General features: G+C 55.3%; 17 protein-coding genes. 13 read left to right on the top strand and 4 right to left on the bottom strand.

The features are described 5' to 3' along the window. Positions 1-247: 247 nt before the first annotated feature. The 7 genes from clpP to IPZ49_RS17610 all read left to right on the top strand — a co-directional run bounded on the left by clpP (position 248) and on the right by IPZ49_RS17610 (position 8,404). On the top strand, positions 248-871 hold the full coding sequence (clpP, locus tag IPZ49_RS17640; RefSeq protein WP_006809880.1) for an ATP-dependent Clp endopeptidase proteolytic subunit ClpP: 624 nt from the start codon (positions 248-250) through the stop codon (positions 869-871). A 127-nt stretch (positions 872-998) separates the two neighbouring features. Next, on the top strand, positions 999-2,273 hold the full coding sequence (clpX, locus tag IPZ49_RS17635) for an ATP-dependent protease ATP-binding subunit ClpX (RefSeq protein WP_063146593.1): 1,275 nt from the start codon (positions 999-1,001) through the stop codon (positions 2,271-2,273). Between the two features lie 184 nt (positions 2,274-2,457). Beyond that, positions 2,458-4,812, top strand: coding sequence for an endopeptidase La (gene lon / locus IPZ49_RS17630; RefSeq protein ID WP_006809878.1), 2,355 nt, complete (start codon positions 2,458-2,460; stop codon positions 4,810-4,812). Between the two features lie 210 nt (positions 4,813-5,022). Beyond that, a complete protein-coding gene (gene hupB / locus IPZ49_RS17625; protein WP_002444653.1) occupies positions 5,023-5,295 on the top strand; it encodes a nucleoid-associated protein HU-beta in 273 nt (90 codons plus the stop codon). 212 nt (positions 5,296-5,507) lie between these two features. Next, on the top strand, positions 5,508-7,379 hold the full coding sequence (gene ppiD / locus IPZ49_RS17620; RefSeq protein WP_023299452.1) for a peptidylprolyl isomerase: 1,872 nt from the start codon (positions 5,508-5,510) through the stop codon (positions 7,377-7,379). Positions 7,380-7,527: 148 nt separating this feature from the next. Next, entirely contained in the window at positions 7,528-7,908 is a 381-nt protein-coding gene (locus IPZ49_RS17615; protein ID WP_038415510.1) for a helix-hairpin-helix domain-containing protein, read from the top strand. A 97-nt stretch (positions 7,909-8,005) separates the two neighbouring features. Continuing rightward, positions 8,006-8,404, top strand: a complete 399-nt coding sequence (locus tag IPZ49_RS17610; protein WP_017694410.1) for a YbgC/FadM family acyl-CoA thioesterase — start codon at positions 8,006-8,008, stop codon at positions 8,402-8,404. Positions 8,405-8,466: 62 nt separating this feature from the next. Here IPZ49_RS17610 and queC read toward each other — a convergent pair whose 3' ends face one another. Both queC and IPZ49_RS17600 read right to left on the bottom strand, forming a co-directional pair. Continuing rightward, positions 8,467-9,162, bottom strand: a complete 696-nt coding sequence (gene queC / locus IPZ49_RS17605; RefSeq protein ID WP_022647250.1) for a 7-cyano-7-deazaguanine synthase QueC — start codon at positions 9,160-9,162, stop codon at positions 8,467-8,469. 66 nt (positions 9,163-9,228) lie between these two features. After that, complete coding sequence (locus tag IPZ49_RS17600) at positions 9,229-10,929, bottom strand: SgrR family transcriptional regulator (RefSeq protein ID WP_063146592.1); 1,701 nt, start codon at positions 10,927-10,929, stop codon at positions 9,229-9,231. Between the two features lie 101 nt (positions 10,930-11,030). On the opposite strand from IPZ49_RS17600, the gene cof reads away from it, so the two are divergent. Continuing rightward, entirely contained in the window at positions 11,031-11,849 is an 819-nt protein-coding gene (gene cof / locus IPZ49_RS17595) for an HMP-PP phosphatase (RefSeq protein ID WP_023299454.1), read from the top strand. A 41-nt stretch (positions 11,850-11,890) separates the two neighbouring features. Here cof and IPZ49_RS17590 read toward each other — a convergent pair whose 3' ends face one another. Next, positions 11,891-12,937 (bottom strand): PLP-dependent cysteine synthase family protein, encoded by a 1,047-nt coding sequence (locus IPZ49_RS17590; RefSeq protein ID WP_063146591.1) that lies wholly within the window; start codon positions 12,935-12,937, stop codon positions 11,891-11,893. Positions 12,938-13,052: 115 nt separating this feature from the next. Here IPZ49_RS17590 and IPZ49_RS17585 point away from each other — a divergent pair, with 115 nt between their 5' ends. The 5 genes from IPZ49_RS17585 to amtB all read left to right on the top strand — a co-directional run bounded on the left by IPZ49_RS17585 (position 13,053) and on the right by amtB (position 18,942). After that, positions 13,053-13,511 carry an Lrp/AsnC family transcriptional regulator gene (locus tag IPZ49_RS17585; protein WP_022647254.1) on the top strand — a complete coding sequence of 153 codons (459 nt, stop codon included), beginning with the start codon at positions 13,053-13,055 and terminating at the stop codon, positions 13,509-13,511. A gap of 30 nt (positions 13,512-13,541) precedes the next feature. Then, complete coding sequence (locus IPZ49_RS17580) at positions 13,542-15,296, top strand: SmdA family multidrug ABC transporter permease/ATP-binding protein (protein ID WP_045307882.1); 1,755 nt, start codon at positions 13,542-13,544, stop codon at positions 15,294-15,296. Then, complete coding sequence (locus IPZ49_RS17575) at positions 15,289-17,070, top strand: SmdB family multidrug efflux ABC transporter permease/ATP-binding protein (RefSeq protein ID WP_023299457.1); 1,782 nt, start codon at positions 15,289-15,291, stop codon at positions 17,068-17,070. Before IPZ49_RS17580 ends, IPZ49_RS17575 begins: the two co-directional genes overlap by 8 nt. A 211-nt stretch (positions 17,071-17,281) precedes the next feature. Then, on the top strand, positions 17,282-17,620 hold the full coding sequence (gene glnK, locus IPZ49_RS17570) for a P-II family nitrogen regulator (RefSeq protein WP_006809867.1): 339 nt from the start codon (positions 17,282-17,284) through the stop codon (positions 17,618-17,620). Positions 17,621-17,655: 35 nt separating this feature from the next. Then, positions 17,656-18,942, top strand: a complete 1,287-nt coding sequence (amtB, locus tag IPZ49_RS17565; RefSeq protein ID WP_022647257.1) for an ammonium transporter AmtB — start codon at positions 17,656-17,658, stop codon at positions 18,940-18,942. Positions 18,943-19,037: 95 nt separating this feature from the next. On the opposite strand, the gene tesB is transcribed toward amtB, so the two are convergent. After that, positions 19,038-19,898: an acyl-CoA thioesterase II gene (tesB, locus tag IPZ49_RS17560; RefSeq protein ID WP_022647258.1), complete on the bottom strand. Its 861-nt coding sequence runs from the start codon at positions 19,896-19,898 to the stop codon at positions 19,038-19,040. Positions 19,899-19,950 lie beyond the last annotated feature (52 nt).

The raw sequence follows: 19,950 nt of genomic DNA, 5'->3' as shown, positions 1-19,950 counted from the left end.
GTTTAAAGTTTGAACAAAAAACCCGTTGCCCTCCGGCGACGGGTTTTTTTTATCACAGCTTTAGTCCTGGAAGGGTGCTAAAACGCCCTTTCAGTGTTAGCGTTACAACAAAACGTTGTTATGCTTGAAATAGGGCATGGCGACCCCCATTAGTATGTAATCACGATGATTGAGACTGGCTGATAATCCGTCCATAAGGTTACAATCAGTACAGCAGGTGTTTTCAATTTTGAACCAGGAGACGGAAATGTCATACAGTGGCGAACGAGATAACTTTGCACCCCATATGGCGCTGGTGCCAATGGTTATTGAACAGACCTCACGCGGTGAGCGATCTTTCGATATCTATTCCCGTCTGCTCAAGGAACGCGTTATCTTTCTGACCGGCCAGGTGGAAGACCATATGGCTAACCTGATCGTGGCGCAGATGCTGTTCCTGGAAGCGGAAAACCCGGAAAAAGACATTTACCTGTACATCAACTCGCCGGGCGGTGTGATTACGGCGGGCATGTCTATTTATGACACCATGCAATTCATCAAGCCGGATGTCAGCACCATCTGTATGGGACAGGCGGCGTCCATGGGGGCTTTCCTGTTAACCGCAGGGGCGAAAGGTAAGCGTTTCTGCCTGCCTAACTCCCGCGTGATGATTCACCAGCCGCTGGGTGGTTACCAGGGCCAGGCGACGGATATTGAAATCCACGCCCGAGAAATTCTGAAAGTAAAAGCGCGCATGAATGAACTTATGGCGCAGCATACGGGTCAACCACTCGAGCAGATCGAGCGCGATACCGAGCGCGATCGCTTCCTGTCTGCACCTGAGGCAGTTGAGTACGGCTTAGTCGACTCCATTTTGACCCATCGTAATTGATGCCCGCGACGCGAGTGTGCCGCTATACTAATTTAGGGCGGCACGTTGCCTGTAAGCAGCTTGCGTCTGAGTATGGCATTTGCGTCGTCATGTGCGGCACATAGAACTTAAAAAGAGGTTTGGACTCATGACAGATAAACGCAAAGATGGTTCGGGCAAACTGCTGTACTGCTCTTTTTGCGGCAAAAGCCAGCATGAAGTGCGTAAACTGATTGCCGGGCCGTCCGTGTATATCTGCGACGAATGCGTCGATTTATGTAACGACATCATTCGCGAAGAGATTAAAGAAGTCGCGCCGCACCGTGAGCGCAGCGCGTTACCAACGCCACACGAGATTCGCCACCACCTGGACGACTATGTCATTGGTCAGGAGCAGGCGAAAAAAGTGCTGGCGGTGGCGGTATACAACCACTACAAGCGTCTGCGTAACGGCGATACCAGCAATGGCGTGGAACTGGGCAAAAGTAACATTCTGCTGATCGGGCCTACGGGTTCCGGTAAAACGTTGCTGGCGGAAACGCTGGCGCGCCTGCTGGATGTTCCGTTCACCATGGCGGATGCCACCACCCTGACCGAAGCCGGTTATGTGGGCGAAGACGTTGAAAATATTATCCAGAAGCTGCTCCAGAAGTGCGATTACGACGTACAGAAAGCCCAGCGCGGGATCGTCTATATCGATGAGATTGACAAAATCTCCCGTAAATCAGACAACCCATCCATCACCCGTGACGTCTCGGGCGAAGGCGTGCAACAGGCGCTCCTGAAGCTGATTGAAGGTACGGTTGCGGCTGTTCCACCGCAGGGTGGGCGTAAACATCCGCAGCAGGAATTCTTGCAGGTTGATACCTCCAAGATCCTGTTTATCTGTGGTGGTGCGTTTGCAGGCCTGGATAAAGTGATCTCTCACCGTGTGGAAACCGGCTCCGGCATTGGTTTTGGCGCAACGGTGAAAGCTACGTCTGAAAAACCAAACGAAGGCCAGCTGCTGGCGCAGGTTGAACCGGAGGATCTGATCAAATTTGGTTTGATTCCGGAATTTATCGGCCGTCTGCCGGTTGTGGCGACCCTGAACGAACTGAGCGAAGACGCGCTGATTCAGATCCTGAAAGAGCCGAAAAACTCGCTGACCAAGCAGTATCAGGCGCTGTTTAATCTGGAAGGCGTTGAGCTGGAATTCCGTGACGAAGCACTGGACGCGATTGCCAAGAAAGCGATGGCGCGTAAAACCGGTGCCCGTGGCCTGCGTTCTATCGTGGAAGCAGCATTGCTCGACACGATGTACGATCTTCCTTCTATGGAAGATGTCGAAAAAGTCGTGATCGACGAGTCCGTCATTGGTGGCCAGACCAAGCCGTTACTGATTTACGGTAAACCGGAAGCGCAGCAGGCATCTGGCGAATAATTCACCATTTCATACAATCAGTTAATCAAAAAGGGGGGATTTTATCTCCCCTTTACTTTTTCCGTATTCATGGCGTTGAATGTATGGGAAACATCCCCATATACTGGATTACATGTTAATGGTTGTGTGAAGCACAGTTACATGACCAGTTTACCTGGCGGACACTAAACTAAGAGAGAGCTCTATGAATCCTGAGCGTTCTGAACGCATTGAAATCCCCGTATTGCCGTTGCGCGATGTGGTGGTTTATCCGCACATGGTCATACCCTTATTTGTAGGGCGGGAAAAATCTATCCGTTGCCTCGAAGCCGCCATGGATCATGATAAAAAAATCATGCTGGTTGCGCAGAAGGAAGCATCAACGGATGAGCCGGGTGTAAACGATCTTTTCACCGTCGGGACCGTGGCCTCTATTTTGCAGATGCTGAAGCTGCCAGATGGCACCGTGAAGGTGCTGGTGGAAGGCTTACAGCGCGCGCGTATTACCACTCTGTCAGACGATGGCGAGCACTTCTCTGCGAAGGCAGAGTACCTTGATTCACCGGAACTTGATGAGCGCGAGCAGGAAGTGCTGGTACGCACCGCGATCAGCCAGTTTGAAGGCTACATCAAGCTGAACAAGAAAATCCCACCTGAAGTGCTGACGTCGCTGAACAGCATCGACGATCCTGCACGTCTGGCGGATACCATCGCTGCGCACATGCCGCTGAAGCTGGCTGACAAACAGTCCGTGCTGGAAATGTCCGACGTTAACGAACGTCTGGAATACCTGATGGCGATGATGGAGTCTGAGATCGATCTGCTCCAGGTTGAGAAGCGCATTCGCAACCGCGTCAAAAAGCAGATGGAAAAATCGCAGCGTGAGTACTATCTGAACGAGCAAATGAAAGCCATTCAGAAAGAGCTCGGCGAGATGGACGATGCGCCGGATGAAAACGAAGCGCTGAAGCGTAAGATCGACGCGGCGAAGATGCCGAAAGAGGCGAAAGAGAAAGCCGAAGCTGAGTTGCAGAAGCTGAAAATGATGTCTCCGATGTCGGCGGAAGCGACCGTTGTACGCGGCTACATTGAGTGGATGGTTCAGGTTCCATGGAATGCCCGCAGCAAGGTCAAAAAAGACCTGCGTCAGGCACAGGAAATCCTTGATACCGACCACTATGGCCTGGAACGTGTGAAAGACCGCATTCTTGAGTACCTCGCGGTACAGAGCCGTGTGAACAAAATCAAAGGTCCAATCTTGTGCCTGGTAGGGCCTCCAGGGGTGGGTAAAACCTCTCTGGGCCAGTCCATCGCCAAAGCGACCGGACGTAAGTACATCCGTATGGCGCTGGGCGGCGTGCGTGATGAAGCGGAAATCCGCGGTCACCGCCGTACCTATATCGGTTCTATGCCGGGCAAGCTGATCCAGAAGATGGCGAAAGTGGGCGTCAAAAACCCGCTGTTCCTCCTCGACGAGATCGACAAAATGTCTTCGGACATGCGTGGCGATCCGGCGTCGGCGCTGCTTGAAGTGCTTGATCCAGAGCAGAACGTGGCGTTCAGCGATCACTATCTGGAAGTCGACTACGACCTGAGCGATGTGATGTTCGTGGCGACGTCGAATTCCATGAACATTCCGGCACCGCTGCTGGACCGTATGGAAGTGATCCGTCTGTCCGGTTATACCGAAGACGAGAAGCTGAACATTGCTAAGCAGCACCTGCTGCCGAAGCAGATTGAACGTAACGCGCTGAAAGCTAACGAGCTGACCGTTGAGGACAGCGCTATTGTCGGCATTATTCGTTACTACACCCGTGAAGCGGGCGTGCGTAGCCTTGAGCGTGAGATCTCTAAACTGTGCCGTAAGGCGGTTAAGCAGCTGCTGCTGGATAAGAGCCTGAAGCACATCGTGATTAACGGCGACAATCTGCATGCTTACCTCGGCGTTCAGCGCTTCGACTATGGCCGTGCGGACAACGAAAACCGCGTTGGTCAGGTGACTGGACTGGCGTGGACGGAAGTGGGTGGCGATCTGCTGACCATTGAAACCGCCTGTGTACCGGGTAAAGGCAAGCTGACCTACACTGGCTCGCTCGGTGAAGTGATGCAGGAGTCCATCCAGGCAGCGTTGACCGTGGTGCGTGCGCGCGCGGAAAAACTGGGTATCAACCCGGATTTCTACGAAAAACGCGACATTCACGTTCACGTTCCGGAAGGGGCGACGCCGAAAGATGGCCCAAGCGCGGGTATTGCTATGTGTACGGCGCTGGTTTCCTGCCTGACGGGGAACCCGGTCCGTGCTGATGTGGCCATGACTGGTGAAATTACGCTGCGTGGTCAGGTACTGCCCATCGGCGGGTTAAAAGAAAAACTGCTGGCGGCACACCGTGGTGGGATCAAAACCGTATTGATTCCTTACGAGAATAAACGCGATCTGGAAGAGATTCCGGACAACGTTATTGCCGATTTGCAGATCCATCCGGTGAAACGCATTGAGGAAGTTCTGACTCTCGCACTGCAAAATGAACCGTCCGGAATGCAGGTTGTAACCGCAAAATAGTGACCTCGCGCAAAGAGCGCTAATAAAAACAAGGCTGGTAAGTCATTTCGTACTTGCCAGCCTTTTTTTGTATAGCTAATTTAGATTGCTGATTGGGTTAGCCATCAACAACGGGTGTTGTAAGGTCATAGCAGGACTGATATAACTGCTGCGCGGTCGCGCTGTGAAGGATTCAGGTGCGATATAAATTATAAAGAGAGGAAGAGAACAGTGAATAAATCTCAACTGATTGACAAAATTGCTGCGGGTGCTGATATTTCTAAAGCTGCAGCTGGACGTGCTTTAGATGCTTTAATTGCTTCTGTTACTGAATCTCTGCAAGCTGGGGACGACGTTGCACTGGTAGGCTTCGGTACTTTTGCGGTTAAAGAGCGTGCTGCCCGTACTGGCCGCAACCCGCAGACCGGTAAAGAGATCACCATTGCTGCCGCTAAAGTGCCGGGTTTCCGTGCAGGTAAGGCGCTGAAAGACGCAGTAAATTGATTGCTTTCCCGCTCCAGGGAAGCTGAAAAGTACAAGGGCGCATCGTTTGATGTGCCTTTTTTGTTTGTCCAGACCTGATTTGTGCGAGTTTATGCGAGTTGTGGGCTGACAATTGCCCTGTTTTCTTGTCACAATACGCCTTTACGCGCGACGGTCAGGATTTTCCGTCAGCGTCAGGTAACCAGTCACCTACAGCGGAGTGTTGTTACACCATGATGGACAGCTTACGCACGGCTGCTAACAGTCTCGTGCTCAAGATTATTTTCGGTATCATTATCGTGTCGTTCATATTGACCGGTGTGAGTAGTTACCTCATCGGCGGTGGCGCGAACTACGCCGCAAAAGTGAATGGCCAGGAAATTAGCCGTGGGCAGTTCGAGAACGCTTTTGCTGGTGAACGTAACCGCATGCAGCAACAGCTGGGCGACCAATACTCTGAACTTGCAGCCAACGAAGGCTATATGAAAAACCTGCGTCAGCAGACGCTGAACCGCCTTATCGACGAAGCGCTGCTGGACCAGTACGCGAAAAGCCTCGGTCTGGGCATCAGCGATGAGCAGGTTAAAAAAGCCATCTTCTCGACGCAGGCTTTCCAGTCTAATGGGAAGTTCGACAACGCGCGTTACAACAGCATTGTTAACCAGATGGGGATGACGGCTGACCAGTACGCACAGGCGCTGCGTAACCAGTTGACCACGCAACAGCTGATCAACGCGGTGGTGGGCACCGATTTCATGCTGAAAGGCGAAACTGAAGCGCTGGCGGCACTGGTGGCGCAGCAACGCGTGGTGCGTGAAGCGACGATTGATGTCAATGCACTGGCGGCGAAACAGCAGGTTAGCGACGCTGAAGTTAATGCTTACTACGAGCAAAACAAGAACAACTTCATCTCTCCTGAACAGTTCCGCGTAAGCTATATCAAGCTGGATGCTGCCGCGATGCAGAAAAACGCGACTGACGCCGAGATCCAGTCTTATTACGACCAGCATCAGGATCAGTTCACTCAGCCGCAGCGTAACCGTTACAGCGTGATCCAGACCAAAACGGAAGCAGAAGCAAAAGCCGTGCTGGACGAGCTGAACAAAGGCGCTGATTTCGCGACCGTGGCGAAAGCAAAATCCACCGACATTATTTCTGCCAAAAACGGTGGTGATATGGGCTGGCTGGAAGATTCCACTACCCCGGACGAGCTGAAAAATGCGGGTCTTAAAGAGAAAGGCCAACTGTCTGGTGTAATCAAATCCTCCGTTGGCTTCCTGGTGGCGCGTCTGGACGATGTCGTAGCGGCGAAAACCAAGCCGCTGGCTGACGTTCGTGATGATATCGCTGCGAAAGTGAAGCAGGAGAAAGCGCTGGACGCCTTCTATGCTCTGCAACAGAAAGTGAGCGATGCCGCAAGCAACGACAACGAATCACTGGCGGGCGCTGAGCAGGCTGCTGGCGTGAAAGCGGTTGAGACGGGCTGGTTCAGCCATGAAAATCTGCCGGAAGAACTGAACTTCAAACCGGTTTCAGATGCCATTTTCAATGGTGGTCTGGTAGGTGAGAACGGTACGCCGGGCAGTAACTCAGACATCATTACCGTTGACGGTGACCGTGCGTTCGTACTGCGCGTCAGCGAGCACAAAGCCGAGGCAGTGAAGCCCCTGGCGGAAGTGAAAGATCAGGTGGTGGCGCTGGTCAAACACAACAAAGCGGCACAGCAGGCAAAACTGGATGCAGAGAAAATTCTGGCCGATCTGAAAGCCGGTAAGAACGATGCACTGAAAGCGGCTGGCCTGAACTTTGGCGAAGCCAAAACGCTGAGCCGTACCGGTCAGGATCCTGTCAGCCAGGCGGCGTTTGGTCTGAGCCTGCCGGCGAAAGACAAACCTGTCTTTGGCACCACGACCGATATGCAGGGTAACGTGGTGATTCTGGCGCTGGATGAAGTCAAAGCCGGCACGCTGCCAGACGCGCAGAAGAAGGCCATGGTTCAGGGAATTACCCAGAATAATGCCCAGATTGCTTTCGAAGCGATGATGAGCAACCTGCGTAAAGAAGCCAAAATCAAGCTGGGTGATGTGGTGACCCAGGAGCAATAATTACGTACCTGCTCGCAGATTTTCGTAACGCTCTGCAAAAACTAAAGGCCGCTTTCGCGGCCTTTTCCATTTCTGCAATCTGCTGTTTGTCCCTGTTTTCTCGTACGGCTATCGTGGCGTGGCTGTCAACAAACAAGGAGAAAACAGCATGAAATGTGGAATCAAAGCACTGTTAATTACACTGGCTATTGCCACTTCCGGGATGAGTGCGGGCGCGCTGGCGGCGTCGCCCTCGGCTAAAGCGCAGGCTGCACAGACCAAAACAGACTCAGCTGCGCAGGCTTATACGCAATCAAAAGCGACTGATGCCGGTAAAAGTGCAGAGGATGACGGTACGCGAGTCAGCATCAATTCGGCATCGGCAGAAGAGCTCGCGCGCGTGATGAACGGTGTGGGACTTAAAAAAGCCCAGGCCATTGTTAGCTACCGCGAGGAGTACGGTCCTTTTAAAACCCTTGACGATCTCAAGCAGGTGCCGGGTATGGGCAGCGCGCTGGTTGAGCGCAATCTCGCACACCTGACGCTGTAATCGCGTAATCACTTGCACTGCGGCAAAAATTTGCCAGGATAAAGAGGTCATACCAGTTATGACCTCTGAACCTATAACAACGAAAGGCTATTGCGCTATGCAGACACAAATCAAAGTCCGTGGTTATCACCTCGATGTTTACCAGCACGTCAATAACGCCCGCTACCTTGAATTTCTTGAAGAGGCGCGCTGGGATGGCCTGGAGAACAGCGAAAGCTTCCAGTGGCTGACCGCACACAACATCGCGTTTGTGGTCGTCAACATCAACATTAACTACCGCCGCCCGGCTGTGCTGGGGGATGTGCTCACCGTGACCAGTGAGGTCCAACAACTGAATGGCAAAAGTGGTGTATTGAGCCAGGTCGTCACGCTTGAGCCAGAAGGGCAGGTGGTGGCCGATGCGCTGATCACCTTTGTCTGTATCGATCTCAAAACCCAGAAAGCGTTGCCGCTGGAAGGGGAGTTGCGCGAAAAGCTGGAGCTGATGATCGCGTAAAAAATGTTCAGGGATAACCGTGCTGTCGCCACTTACCGTTCGACAGCACGGTCAGGTCTCCCTTATTTCAGACCGGTCTTTTTCTGCATCGCGGCCATCACGCCCGCTTTATCCGCAAGATAATGATTCAGACCGTTCGCGCGCAGGTTACAGGCGGCACACTGCCCGCAGCCGTCCCCTTTAATGCCGTTGTAGCAGGTCAGGGTCTCGTTGCGAACGATATCCAGCTTGCCCCAGTAGTCGGCCAGCGCCCAGGTTTCGGCTTTATCCAGCCACATCAGCGGCGTTTCGAAGCGGGTCTCTTTTGCCATTCCCAGATCCACGGCGTGATTGAGCGCTTTCACGAATTCATCCCGGCAGTCCGGGTAGCCAGAGAAGTCGGTCTCACACACGCCAGTGATCACCGCTTCGGCTTTCACCTGGTAGGCATAGATTGCCGTCAGGGTCAGGAAGAGAATATTACGCCCAGGTACGAAGGTATTCGGAATGCCGCTGGCATCCGGTTCGTAATCAGGAACCGGAATGCTGTCGCGGGTGAGGCTGCTGACGGCCAGTTCATTTAACAGCGTCACGTCCAGCACTTTATGAGCGCGGGCGCCCAGTTTGAGGGCCAGTTCACGAGCGACATCGATTTCAGCGCGATGACGCTGACCATAATCAAAAGTGACGCAATGCACTTCATCATACTGGTGAAGTGCCTGAATCAGGCAGGTTGTGGAATCTTGTCCTCCGCTGAACACGACGACGGCACGTTTCATAGATCATCTCGACAGTTACGGTAAAAGCGTCATGTTAACGCCTGGCTAAAGCGGCGACCAGCTTCTTCACGCGTTTGGTGGAGGAAGCCAGGCTTCGGTGAAGTCAAACCAGCCGCGAGTGTTAAGGCGTATTCCGTTGACGCCCGGAGGAGCGCTGATTTGATACTGGTAGTTAAAGAGCGGTGTCAGGACGGCTGTCTCCATTAATCGGCTGAAGATAGCCTGAAGTCCTGCGTGTCGGTCACGTTCGTCGGCCTGCGTCTGCACCGCATCCAGCGTGGCCTGCAAATGGGCGTATGCCGGTGCGCTCAGCAGATGCGGCCAGAGCGCATCGCAGCGGAGCCATTGCTCAAGGGTGTACGCTGGCGCTTCGCCAATCAGTCTGTCTCCCATCATGATGTCTGCATCGGCAAGCTGCTGGCAACCGTCCCACGTCTTGGCGTCGTGAAAGATGACGGTCAGTTCACAGCCCTGCCGCGCAAGGTATGCTTTTAACTGGCTGGCCATGGTGTGAAGCTCAACCGGCAGGTGGTAGACAAGCGTCAATGCCTCTGGCAGCACAACGTCGGTTAAATCAGGCCATTGGGGGATCGCCCAGCCGGGAAGCAGTTCCTCGGTAGGAGTGATGAGCCCTTCGTTCAGGGGAAGCGTATGCAGCAGCGTTGAGAGATGAATGATATTAATCAGCCGCTTTGCCTGAAGTTCGCTCAGACGCGGACTTTGTTTCAGCGTGAGGTAGCAGAAGCCCAGACTGGTGCTGTTACTCACCAGCCGCAGGCTGGCCAGCTCGTCGGCCTCGCCAATGGCGATTTGCACCGGGTGGCGACAGCTGGTGCCCAGACTGTAGTCAAAAAGCTGGGGCGTGATCCAGTACTCGATAGCCTTAAGTAACGGATGACCAAGGTGATACTGCTCGTGGCTTTCCAGACGCACCAGTTCAGGCTCAAAAACGCTCAGCCGAAAGGGACCGCTGCCCACCACGGGGTAATCAGGATGCGCCAGACGGCTACAGTAGGTTGCCAGCCTGTGCGCCAGCCAATAGTCAGGTTGATGGAGAATAAACGTCAGGCTTTGCGGATGCGTGGTTTCGATACGTAAGACGCTGCGGAAAAGCGTGTCCATGCCGGGCTGCGATAGCAGCGCCGTCAGGCTTTGCCTGAGCTGTGCCGTCTCTATTTTATCGCCGTTATGCCAGTGCAGGGTGGAGCGTATGTAGAAATGCCAGCGCAGGCCGTCAGCAGAGACTTCCCAGTGATGCGCCAGATCGCCCGTGGGTTCACTGCTGTTACCATTAAAACGCGTCAAACCAGAGAATACCTGTCCCGCCAGATGCTGCTCCGCCCGGCCAGGGAGAAACCCCGGCTGAAGCGGCTCCAGCGAGCGATAGTAGGGAATACGCAGCGTCGGCGTATCGTTCTGCCATTGCCCGCCCATAAACGGATGCAGCAGCGATCGCAAATCTTCAGGCGCGAGCTGGGCCAGCTCCAGCGCGTTGTGCTGCTGTCCACTTTTCAGGGCCTCTTCCATCATCGTATTACGCAACGAATCCGGGGTGACGTGAAAGCGTAATTCCCCACGCTTTCCTCGTCCGGAGCGGGCGTACCAGCTTAGCCAGCCCGCCTCCTGCGCCTGGCGCAGCAGGGTGCGTACATGTCGCTCGCTGCAAAAGCAGCGGCTGGCAAGTTCACTGATGGTCACCTGCTGCGTTGCGCCGGCGGAGGGGTGCCACAGACGCTGATACTGGTTAAGACGGTTAAGCTGGCGCATGAAAAACCCGGAACAATAATTATCATCTATTCACTATTACTTCCGTATATCTCACGTAATACTGATGCACAAGTTAACCGCATCACATTTCGGGAGTAATTATGGCTCGGCTCGCTGCATTTGATATGGACGGCACGCTGTTAATGCCGGATCACCGTTTAGGGGAGAAAACCCTGAACACACTTAAGCGTCTGCGCGAGCGTGAAGTCACCCTGACGTTTGCCACTGGTCGTCATGTGCTGGAGATGCGCCATCTGCTGGGAACATTTGCCCTCGATGCGTTCCTGATCACCGGCAACGGGACGCGCATTCACTCCGTCGAGGGCGATGTGCTGCACCGTCAGGATCTGGATCCGGAAGTGGCGGACATCGTCCTGCACAGCACCTGGGATACGCAGGCCAGCGTGCATGTTTTTAACGATGAAGGCTGGTTTACCGGGCGTGAGATCCCGGCCTTGCTGCACGCTCACGTTTACAGTGGCTTTAAATATCAGCTCATCGATTTGCGCCGCATTCCGGCCCACAAGGTAACCAAGATCTGCTTCTGCGGCGATCACGACGATCTCTGCCGCCTGCGTATTCAGCTTAACGAGGCGCTGGGTGACCGGGCGCACCTGACCTTCTCGGCGGTGGACTGTCTTGAAGTGCTGCCGGTGGGCTGTAACAAAGGATCTGCGCTTGCGGTGCTGAGCGATCGTCTGGGGCTGACGATGCAGGACTGTATGGCCTTTGGTGACGCCATGAACGACCACGAGATGCTGAGCAGCGTAGGCCGTGGTCTGATTATGGGGAACGCGATGCCGCAACTTATCGCCGCGCTCCCGCATTTACCGGTTATCGGACACTGTCGTAACGAAGCGGTGTCCCATTTTTTGACGCATTGGCTGGACAAAAATAACCTCCCATATTCCCCCGAATAGCGAGATCCTTCCAGCAAGCCAGGCTAAAGCCTGGCTTTTTTTTATTTCACCAGATGCAAAATCTGCGCTTTCCACGGTTCAACATCGCCAATATTGGCCTGTACCCATTCTGCGTTGTAATAGGTGTCCAGGTAGCGTTCCCCGCTGTCGCACAGCAGCGTGACGACAGAGCCGCTTAGGCCTTCTTCACGCATTCTCGCGGCCAGTTGTAGCGCCCCCCACATATTGGTGCCGGTAGAGGCTCCGACCTTACGGCCAAGCTGTGTCTCCAGCCAGTGCGCCGTCGCGACGCTGGCGGCGTCCGGCACGCGGAGCATCTCATCCACAACGTCCGGAATAAACGAGGGTTCGACGCGCGGGCGACCAATTCCTTCGATCTTGCTCCCCACAGGGCTGCGCAGGCTGGCATCGCGAGATTGCCAGTAATCAAGGAACACCGAGTTCTGAGGGTCAACCACCATCAGCTGCGTATCATAACCCTGACAGCGGATATAACGTCCGATGGTGGCGGAGGTTCCGCCCGTGCCCGCGCTCATGACAATGTAAGAGGGGACGGGATGTGGCTCGTGGGTCATCTGGCGGAAAATGCTGTCCGCAATGTTATTATTGCCGCGCCAGTCGGTGGCGCGCTCGGCGAAGGTGAACTGGTCCATATAGTGACCATTTAGTTCGCGGGCCAGCATTTCGGAGGCCGCATAGATTTCGCAGGCGCTTTCCACAAAGTGGCAGCGTCCGCCGTAAAATTCGATCTGTTCAACTTTACGTTTCGCCGTGCAGGAGGGCATCACAGCGATAAACGACAGGCCCAGCAGGCGGGCAAAGTAGGCCTCTGAGACGGCAGTTGATCCGGACGACGATTCAATAATCGTGGTGCCTTCTTTAATCCAGCCGTTACATAAACCGTATAAAAAGAGTGAACGCGCCAGGCGATGCTTGAGGCTGCCGGTAGGATGGGTACTTTCATCCTTCAGGTAAAGCTGAATGCCGGGAAATCCAGGCAAAGGCAGGCGGATCAAATGGGTGTCTGCCGAGCGCTGATAGTCGGCATTTATTTCGCTGATGGCATGTTTAACCCAGGTGCTATTCATCGTAGTTATCCGTTTGTCATTTTGTGCCCAGCATAGCGAAAAGCACAGAAAAAATTGTTGCTATCTGGCCTTTAAAATAGAATGTAAGGAGAATAATTTTCTCTGGGAGGTGGATATGCTAGATAAAATTGACCGCAAGCTGCTTTCTTTGCTGCAAAGCGACTGCACCCTCTCTTTGCAGGCGCTGGCAGATGCCGTTAATCTGACCACCACACCGTGCTGGAAGCGCCTCAAGAAGCTGGAAGACGATGGCATTCTGCTGGGACGTGTGGCGCTGCTGGACCCCGAAAAACTGGGGCTTGGACTGACCGCCTTCGTCCTGATAAAAACGCAGCATCACAGCAGCGAATGGTACAGCCGCTTCGTCACCCAGGTTTCCGACATGCCCGAGGTGCTCGGCTTCTGGCGCATGGCGGGGGAATACGACTATCTGATGCGCGTTCAGGTGGCAGACATGAAGCGCTACGATGATTTTTACAAGCGGCTGGTCAATAGCGTACCGGGCTTGTCCGATGTCACCTCCAGTTTCGCCATGGAACAGATTAAATACACCACAGCGTTACCCATTGAATAACTTCATAAAATATCTTCAGGAAAAGACCGCGTGCGATTATTTGCCCAATTAAGCTGGTACTTTCGTCGGGAGTGGCAACGCTACCTCGGCGCGGTGGCCCTGCTTATTATCATTGCCATTTTGCAACTGATCCCGCCCAAAGTGGTGGGATACGTCGTGGATGGTGTTACGGAACAACATTACACCGCCGCACGGGTGATGATGTGGGTCGGTACGCTGGTGTTGACGGCCGTGGTGGTTTACCTGCTGCGTTATGTCTGGCGCGTGCTGCTGTTCGGCGCGTCCTATCAGCTTGCCGTTGAGCTGCGCGAGGACTTTTACCGCCAGCTGAGCCGCCAGCACCCTGAGTTTTATCTGCGTCACCGTACCGGGGATCTCATCGCCCGCGCCACTAACGATGTGGACCGTGTGGTGTTTGCCGCCGGTGAAGGGGTGTTAACGCTGGTGGATTCCCTGGTGATGGGCTGTGCGGTACTGATTGTGATGTCTACGCAAATTAGCTGGGAGCTCACGCTGCTGGCGTTGCTGCCGATGCCGCTGATGGCGCTGGCGATTAACCGCTACGGCGAGCAGCTCCATGAACGCTTTAAGCTGGCGCAGGCGGCGTTCTCGTCGTTAAACGATCGCACCCAGGAGAGCATGACCAGCATCCGCATGATCAAAGCGTTTGGTCTGGAAGACAGGCAGTCCGCGCTGTTTGCGGCCGACGCCGCCGATACCGGTGCGAAAAACATGCGCGTGGCGCGTATAGACGCCCGCTTTGATCCGACAATTTATATTGCGATTGGCATGGCGAACCTGCTGGCGGTGGGCGGCGGCAGCTGGATGGTGGTGCGAGGCACCATGACCCTCGGGCAGTTAACCAGCTTTGCGATGTACCTCGGGCTGATGATTTGGCCGATGCTGGCGCTGGCCTGGATGTTTAACATCGTTGAACGTGGGAGCGCCGCCTACAGCCGTATCCGCGCCATGCTGGCGGAAGTGCCGGTAGTGAACGATGGCAGCGAGCCGGTACCGGAAGGTCCGGGTGTTCTGAAGGCTGATATCCGCGTCTTTATCTACCCGCAAACGGAACATCCGGTGCTTGAAAACGTCAGTTTCACGCTGCGTCCTGGTCAGATGCTGGGCATCTGCGGCCCGACGGGCTCCGGTAAAAGCACCATTCTGTCACTGATTCAGCGCCATTTTGACGTGAGCGAAGGCGATATCCGTTTCCATGACGTCCCCCTGCCACGTTTGCTGCTGGATGACTGGCGCAGCCGCCTGGCGGTCGTCAGCCAGACGCCGTTTTTGTTTTCAGACACCATAGCCAACAATATCGCGCTCGGGTGCCCGACGGCGACACAGGACCAGATCGAGCATGTGGCGCGCTTAGCCAGCGTCCATGAGGATATTCTGCGCCTGCCGCAGGGCTACGACACAGAAGTGGGTGAGCGGGGCGTTATGCTCTCCGGTGGACAAAAACAGCGTATCTCTATTGCCCGCGCGCTGCTGCTGGACGCTGAGATCCTGATTCTGGATGATGCGCTGTCCGCGGTTGACGGGCGTACCGAGCATCAAATTCTGCATAACCTTCGCCAATGGGGGGAGGGGCGCACGGTCATCATCAGCGCGCACCGTCTGTCGGCCCTTACCGAAGCCAGTGAAATTCTGGTGCTTCAGCACGGGCATATTGCCCAACGTGGTCAACATGAACAGCTCGCCGGGCAGGCCGGCTGGTATCGGGATATGTACCGCTATCAACAGCTTGAAGCTGCGCTGGATGAGGAGGTCACCGATGCGTAAGTTTGGACAGATGTGGCCGACGTTAAAACGGCTGCTCGCCTATGGCTCACCGTGGCGCAAACCGCTTTCCATTGCCGTGCTGTTACTGTGGATCGCCGCGATTGCGGAGGTGACCGGTCCGCTGCTTATCAGCTATTTTATCGATAACATGGTGGCGAAAAGCTATCTGCCGCTGGGGCTGGTGGCGGGGCTGGGTGTGGCGTATGTCGGGCTACAGTTGACGGCGGCGGGACTGCACTATGCGCAGTCGCTGCTGTTTAACCGGGCCGCCGTGGGCGTGGTCCAGCAGCTACGCACGGATGTGATGGATGCCGCGCTGCGCCAGCCGCTGAGCGAGTTTGATACCCAGCCGGTCGGGCAGGTTATTTCGCGCGTCACCAATGACACCGAGGTGATCCGCGACCTTTATGTGACTGTTGTCGCAACGGTTCTGCGCAGTGCCGCATTGATTGGCGCGATGCTGGTGGCGATGTTCAGTCTGGACTGGCGGATGGCGCTGGTGGCGATCGCTATTTTCCCGGCGGTGCTGATTGTGATGGTTATTTATCAGCGCTACAGCACGCCGATTGTTCGTCGCGTGCGCGCTTACCTTGCAGACATCAATGATGGCTTCAACGAAGTGATCAACGGCATGAGCGTTATCCAGCAGTTTCGCCAGCAGGCGCGTTTTGGCGAGCGAATGGGAGAAGCCAGCCGTTCGCACTATATGGCGCGGATGCAGACGTTACGTCTGGACGGCTTCCTGTTACGCCCGCTGCTGAGCCTCTTCTCTGCGCTGGTGCTGTGCGGGATGTTGATGCTGTTTGGCCTGACGACGCGTGGAACCATTGAGGTGGGAGTGCTGTACGCGTTTATCAGTTACCTTGGCCGTCTTAACGAACCGCTGATTGAACTCACTACGCAGCAATCGATGCTGCAACAGGCGGTAGTCGCGGGTGAGCGTGTGTTTGAGCTGATGGACAGGCCGCGTCAGACCTATGGCGATGATGAACGTCCGCTGGAAAGTGGATCCATAGCGTTTGATCATGTCTCGTTTGCCTACCGCGACGATCAGCTTGTCTTGCAGGATATCAACCTCGAGGTACCGTCGCGCGGTTTTGTCGCCCTGGTTGGGCATACCGGCAGCGGCAAAAGCACGCTCGCCAGTTTGCTGATGGGCTACTATCCGTTGACGCAGGGGGAGATCCGTCTGGATGGACGGCCTCTTTCCGCGCTTAGCCACAACGCGTTGCGTAAAGGCGTCGCGATGGTGCAGCAGGATCCGGTAGTGCTGGCGGATACCTTTTATGCCAACGTGACGCTGGGACGATCTTTCACGCCTGAGCAGGTATGGGAGGTGCTGGAAACGGTGCAGCTGGCAGATCTGGCGCGCGGGTTAAGCGAGGGGATCAATACCCGGCTGGGCGAGCAAGGCAATAACCTCTCTGTCGGGCAAAAGCAGCTCCTGGCGCTGGCGCGCGTGCTGATTGAGACGCCGCAGGTGTTGATTCTGGATGAAGCGACCGCAAGCATCGACTCCGGTACCGAACAGGCGATCCAGCTGGCGCTGGCTGCCGTGCGGGATCGCACTACGCTGGTGGTGATCGCTCACCGCCTCTCAACGATCGTCGATGCCGATACCATTCTGGTGCTGCACCGTGGCCAGGCCGTTGAACGGGGTACGCACAAAGCGCTGCTCGAGGCGAAAGGACGCTACTGGCAGATGTATCAGTTGCAGCTGGCAGGCGACGAGCTGGCCGCCAGCGTGCGCGAGGAGGAGTCGCTCAGCGCCTGATGCACCATAACAAGGCAATGCGCTAACAGTCTTAACCGTTGGTGCAAAACTGAAACGCACCCTGCACTGCCATGGTGCGTTTTTTTTCCCCCCTTCGCGGCGCATGCGCGCCGCGGCGCTTTCCTCCTCACATTTCACTTCTGGCACACCCTTTGCAATATCCCTCTCGTGTTAGCTGCGGCCATTACCGAATTCTGACTGGAGGGGATATATGAAGCTGGTTACGGTGGTAATCAAACCATTCAAACTCGAAGACGTGCGTGAAGCGCTGTCTTCCATGGGTATTCAGGGACTGACTGTCACCGAAGTGAAAGGCTTTGGGCGTCAGAAAGGTCATGCCGAGCTTTATCGCGGGGCGGAATACAGCGTTAACTTCCTGCCAAAAGTGAAGATTGATGTGGCGATTGCCGACGATCAGCTTGATGAGGTGATTGATGTCGTCAGCAAAGCGGCCTACACCGGAAAAATTGGCGACGGCAAAATTTTCGTTGCCGAACTACAGCGCGTCATTCGCATCCGTACCGGCGAATCTGACGAAGCGGCGTTGTAAGTAACTCCTGGCACACAGTGATAGGGATCGAGAAAATGATGAAAGCAACAATGAAAACAGGTCTGGGTTCGCTGGCACTGCTGCCGGGCCTGGCAATGGCTGCACCTGCTGTGGCAGACAAAGCCGATAACGCCTTTATGATGATTTGCACCGCGCTGGTGCTGTTCATGACGATTCCGGGGATCGCGCTGTTTTACGGCGGCCTGATCCGCGGCAAGAACGTACTCTCCATGCTGACGCAGGTTGCCGTCACGTTCGCGCTGGTGTGCGTGCTGTGGGTGGTTTACGGTTACTCGCTGGCCTTCGGGGAGGGCAACGCCTTCTTCGGCAACGTTAACTGGGCGATGCTGAAAAATATCGAACTGACCGCGGTAATGGGCAGCTTCTATCAGTATATTCATGTCGCGTTCCAGGGCTCATTCGCCTGCATCACCGTGGGGCTGATTGTGGGCGCGCTGGCTGAGCGTATCCGCTTCTCAGCGGTACTGATTTTCGTGGTGGTCTGGCTGACGCTCTCCTATGTCCCGATTGCGCATATGGTCTGGGGCGGTGGTCTGTTGGCTTCCCATGGCGCTCTGGACTTTGCGGGCGGCACCGTTGTTCACATCAACGCCGCCGTAGCCGGCCTGGTAGGCGCATACCTGATTGGCAAGCGCGTGGGCTTCGGGAAAGAAGCATTTAAGCCGCACAACCTGCCGATGGTCTTTACCGGCACCGCCATCCTCTACTTTGGCTGGTTCGGCTTCAACGCAGGTTCAGCCAGCGCCGCTAACGAAATCGCCGCGCTGGCCTTCGTGAATACCGTGGTGGCAACTGCCGGGGCCATCCTCTCATGGGTATTTGGCGAGTGGGCCGTTCGCGGCAAGCCATCCCTGCTGGGTGCCTGTTCTGGGGCGATTGCCGGTCTGGTAGGTATTACGCCAGCATGCGGTTACGTGGGCGTGGGCGGCGCATTGCTGATCGGTATCGTCGCGGGTCTGGCGGGGCTGTGGGGCGTTACCGCACTGAAACGTATTCTGCGCGTTGACGATCCGTGTGATGTATTCGGCGTACACGGTGTGTGCGGCATTATCGGCTGTATCATGACCGGTATCTTTGCTGCACAATCTTTGGGCGGCGTGGGTTATGCTGAAGGCGTGACCATGATGCATCAGGTGCTGGTCCAGCTTGAAAGTATCGCGATTACGGTTGTCTGGTCGGGCGTTGTGGCCTTTATCGGCTACAAGCTGGCCGATATGACCGTGGGGCTGCGCGTACCGGAAGAGCAGGAGCGCGAAGGCCTGGACGTCAACAGCCACGGCGAGAATGCCTATAACGCATAATTTGAGTGCCTTGCCGGGCGGCGGCTTCGCCTTACCCGGCCTGAAAAAGCACAATTCGCAGGCCCGGTGAGCGCAGCGCCACCGGGCTTTTTACATCACCCGCGATTACGCATCACACCTTCCTGCACGGTAGAAGCCACCAGCACGCCATCCTGAGTGTAAAACTCCCCGCGTACAAAGCCGCGCGCGCTGGACGCAGAGGTACTTTCCACGCTGTAAAGCAGCCATTCATTCATATCGAATGGACGGTGGAACCACATGGAATGGTCAATCGTGGCGACCTGCATCCCTTTTTCCAGGAATCCCACGCCGTGCGGCTGTAGCGCAACCGGCAGGAAGTTGAAATCCGACGCATAACCCAGCAGATACTGATGCACGCGCAAGTCTGCCGGTACGCTGCCGTTGGCGCGGATCCACACCTGGCGGGTGGGCTCAGCAGTATGCCCCTTCATTGGGTTATGAAATTCGACCGGGCGGATCTCCAGCGGTTTATCGCACAGAAACTTCTCTTTTACCTGCGGCGGCAGCAGATGTGCGAGTGCGCGGGCAATTTCGGTTTCCGATTTCAGATCGTCCGGCGATGGGGCGGACGGCATCTGTTTTTGATGCTCATAGCCCGGCTCTGGCGCCTGGAAGGAGGCGGTCATGTAGAAGATGGGCTTCCCATGCTGGATGGCCGCCACACGGCGAGCGCTGAAGCTTTGGCCGTCACGCAGAACTTCCACGTCGTACACAATCGGTTTAGCGCTGTCACCGGGGCGTAAAAAGTAGCTGTGGAATGAGTGCACCAGACGGTCTGCCGGAACGGTCTCCTTAGCGGCATATAGCGCTTGCCCCACGACCTGGCCCCCAAAAACCTGGCGTAAGCCTAAATCTTCGCTCTGTCCGCGAAAAAGCCCTTCTTCTATTTTTTCCAGGTTCAGCAATGTCAGCAGATTGTTCAGTGCCTGACTCATAGTGGTCCTCAATAAACGCCGTGGCGAAAGATACGCTGAGTATAACGCAGAA

The organism is Enterobacter cloacae complex sp. S2, assembly GCF_015159675.1.
GTDB classification, from domain to species: Bacteria; Pseudomonadota; Gammaproteobacteria; order Enterobacterales; family Enterobacteriaceae; genus Enterobacter; species Enterobacter intestinihominis.
Note: the sequence above shows the minus strand (reverse complement) of the source record. Positions and strands in the feature narration are given on the sequence as shown.

Bases quoted from the DNA above. Each gene is read 5' to 3' on its own strand.
- IPZ49_RS17585 (WP_022647254.1), top strand. From the start codon at position 13,053: ATGCTAGATAAAATTGACCGCAAGCTGCTTTCTTTGCTGCAAAGCGAC.
- amtB (WP_022647257.1), top strand. From the start codon at position 17,656: ATGATGAAAGCAACAATGAAAACAGGTCTGGGTTCGCTGGCACTGCTG.
- cof (WP_023299454.1), top strand. From the start codon at position 11,031: ATGGCTCGGCTCGCTGCATTTGATATGGACGGCACGCTGTTAATGCCG.
- lon (WP_006809878.1), top strand. From the start codon at position 2,458: ATGAATCCTGAGCGTTCTGAACGCATTGAAATCCCCGTATTGCCGTTG.
- ppiD (WP_023299452.1), top strand. From the start codon at position 5,508: ATGATGGACAGCTTACGCACGGCTGCTAACAGTCTCGTGCTCAAGATT.
- IPZ49_RS17600 (WP_063146592.1), bottom strand. From the start codon at position 10,929: ATGCGCCAGCTTAACCGTCTTAACCAGTATCAGCGTCTGTGGCACCCC.
- IPZ49_RS17615 (WP_038415510.1), top strand. From the start codon at position 7,528: ATGAAATGTGGAATCAAAGCACTGTTAATTACACTGGCTATTGCCACT.
- queC (WP_022647250.1), bottom strand. From the start codon at position 9,162: ATGAAACGTGCCGTCGTCGTGTTCAGCGGAGGACAAGATTCCACAACC.
- tesB (WP_022647258.1), bottom strand. From the start codon at position 19,898: ATGAGTCAGGCACTGAACAATCTGCTGACATTGCTGAACCTGGAAAAA.
- clpP (WP_006809880.1), top strand. From the start codon at position 248: ATGTCATACAGTGGCGAACGAGATAACTTTGCACCCCATATGGCGCTG.
- glnK (WP_006809867.1), top strand. From the start codon at position 17,282: ATGAAGCTGGTTACGGTGGTAATCAAACCATTCAAACTCGAAGACGTG.
- clpX (WP_063146593.1), top strand. From the start codon at position 999: ATGACAGATAAACGCAAAGATGGTTCGGGCAAACTGCTGTACTGCTCT.
- IPZ49_RS17590 (WP_063146591.1), bottom strand. From the start codon at position 12,937: ATGAATAGCACCTGGGTTAAACATGCCATCAGCGAAATAAATGCCGAC.
- IPZ49_RS17575 (WP_023299457.1), top strand. From the start codon at position 15,289: ATGCGTAAGTTTGGACAGATGTGGCCGACGTTAAAACGGCTGCTCGCC.
- IPZ49_RS17610 (WP_017694410.1), top strand. From the start codon at position 8,006: ATGCAGACACAAATCAAAGTCCGTGGTTATCACCTCGATGTTTACCAG.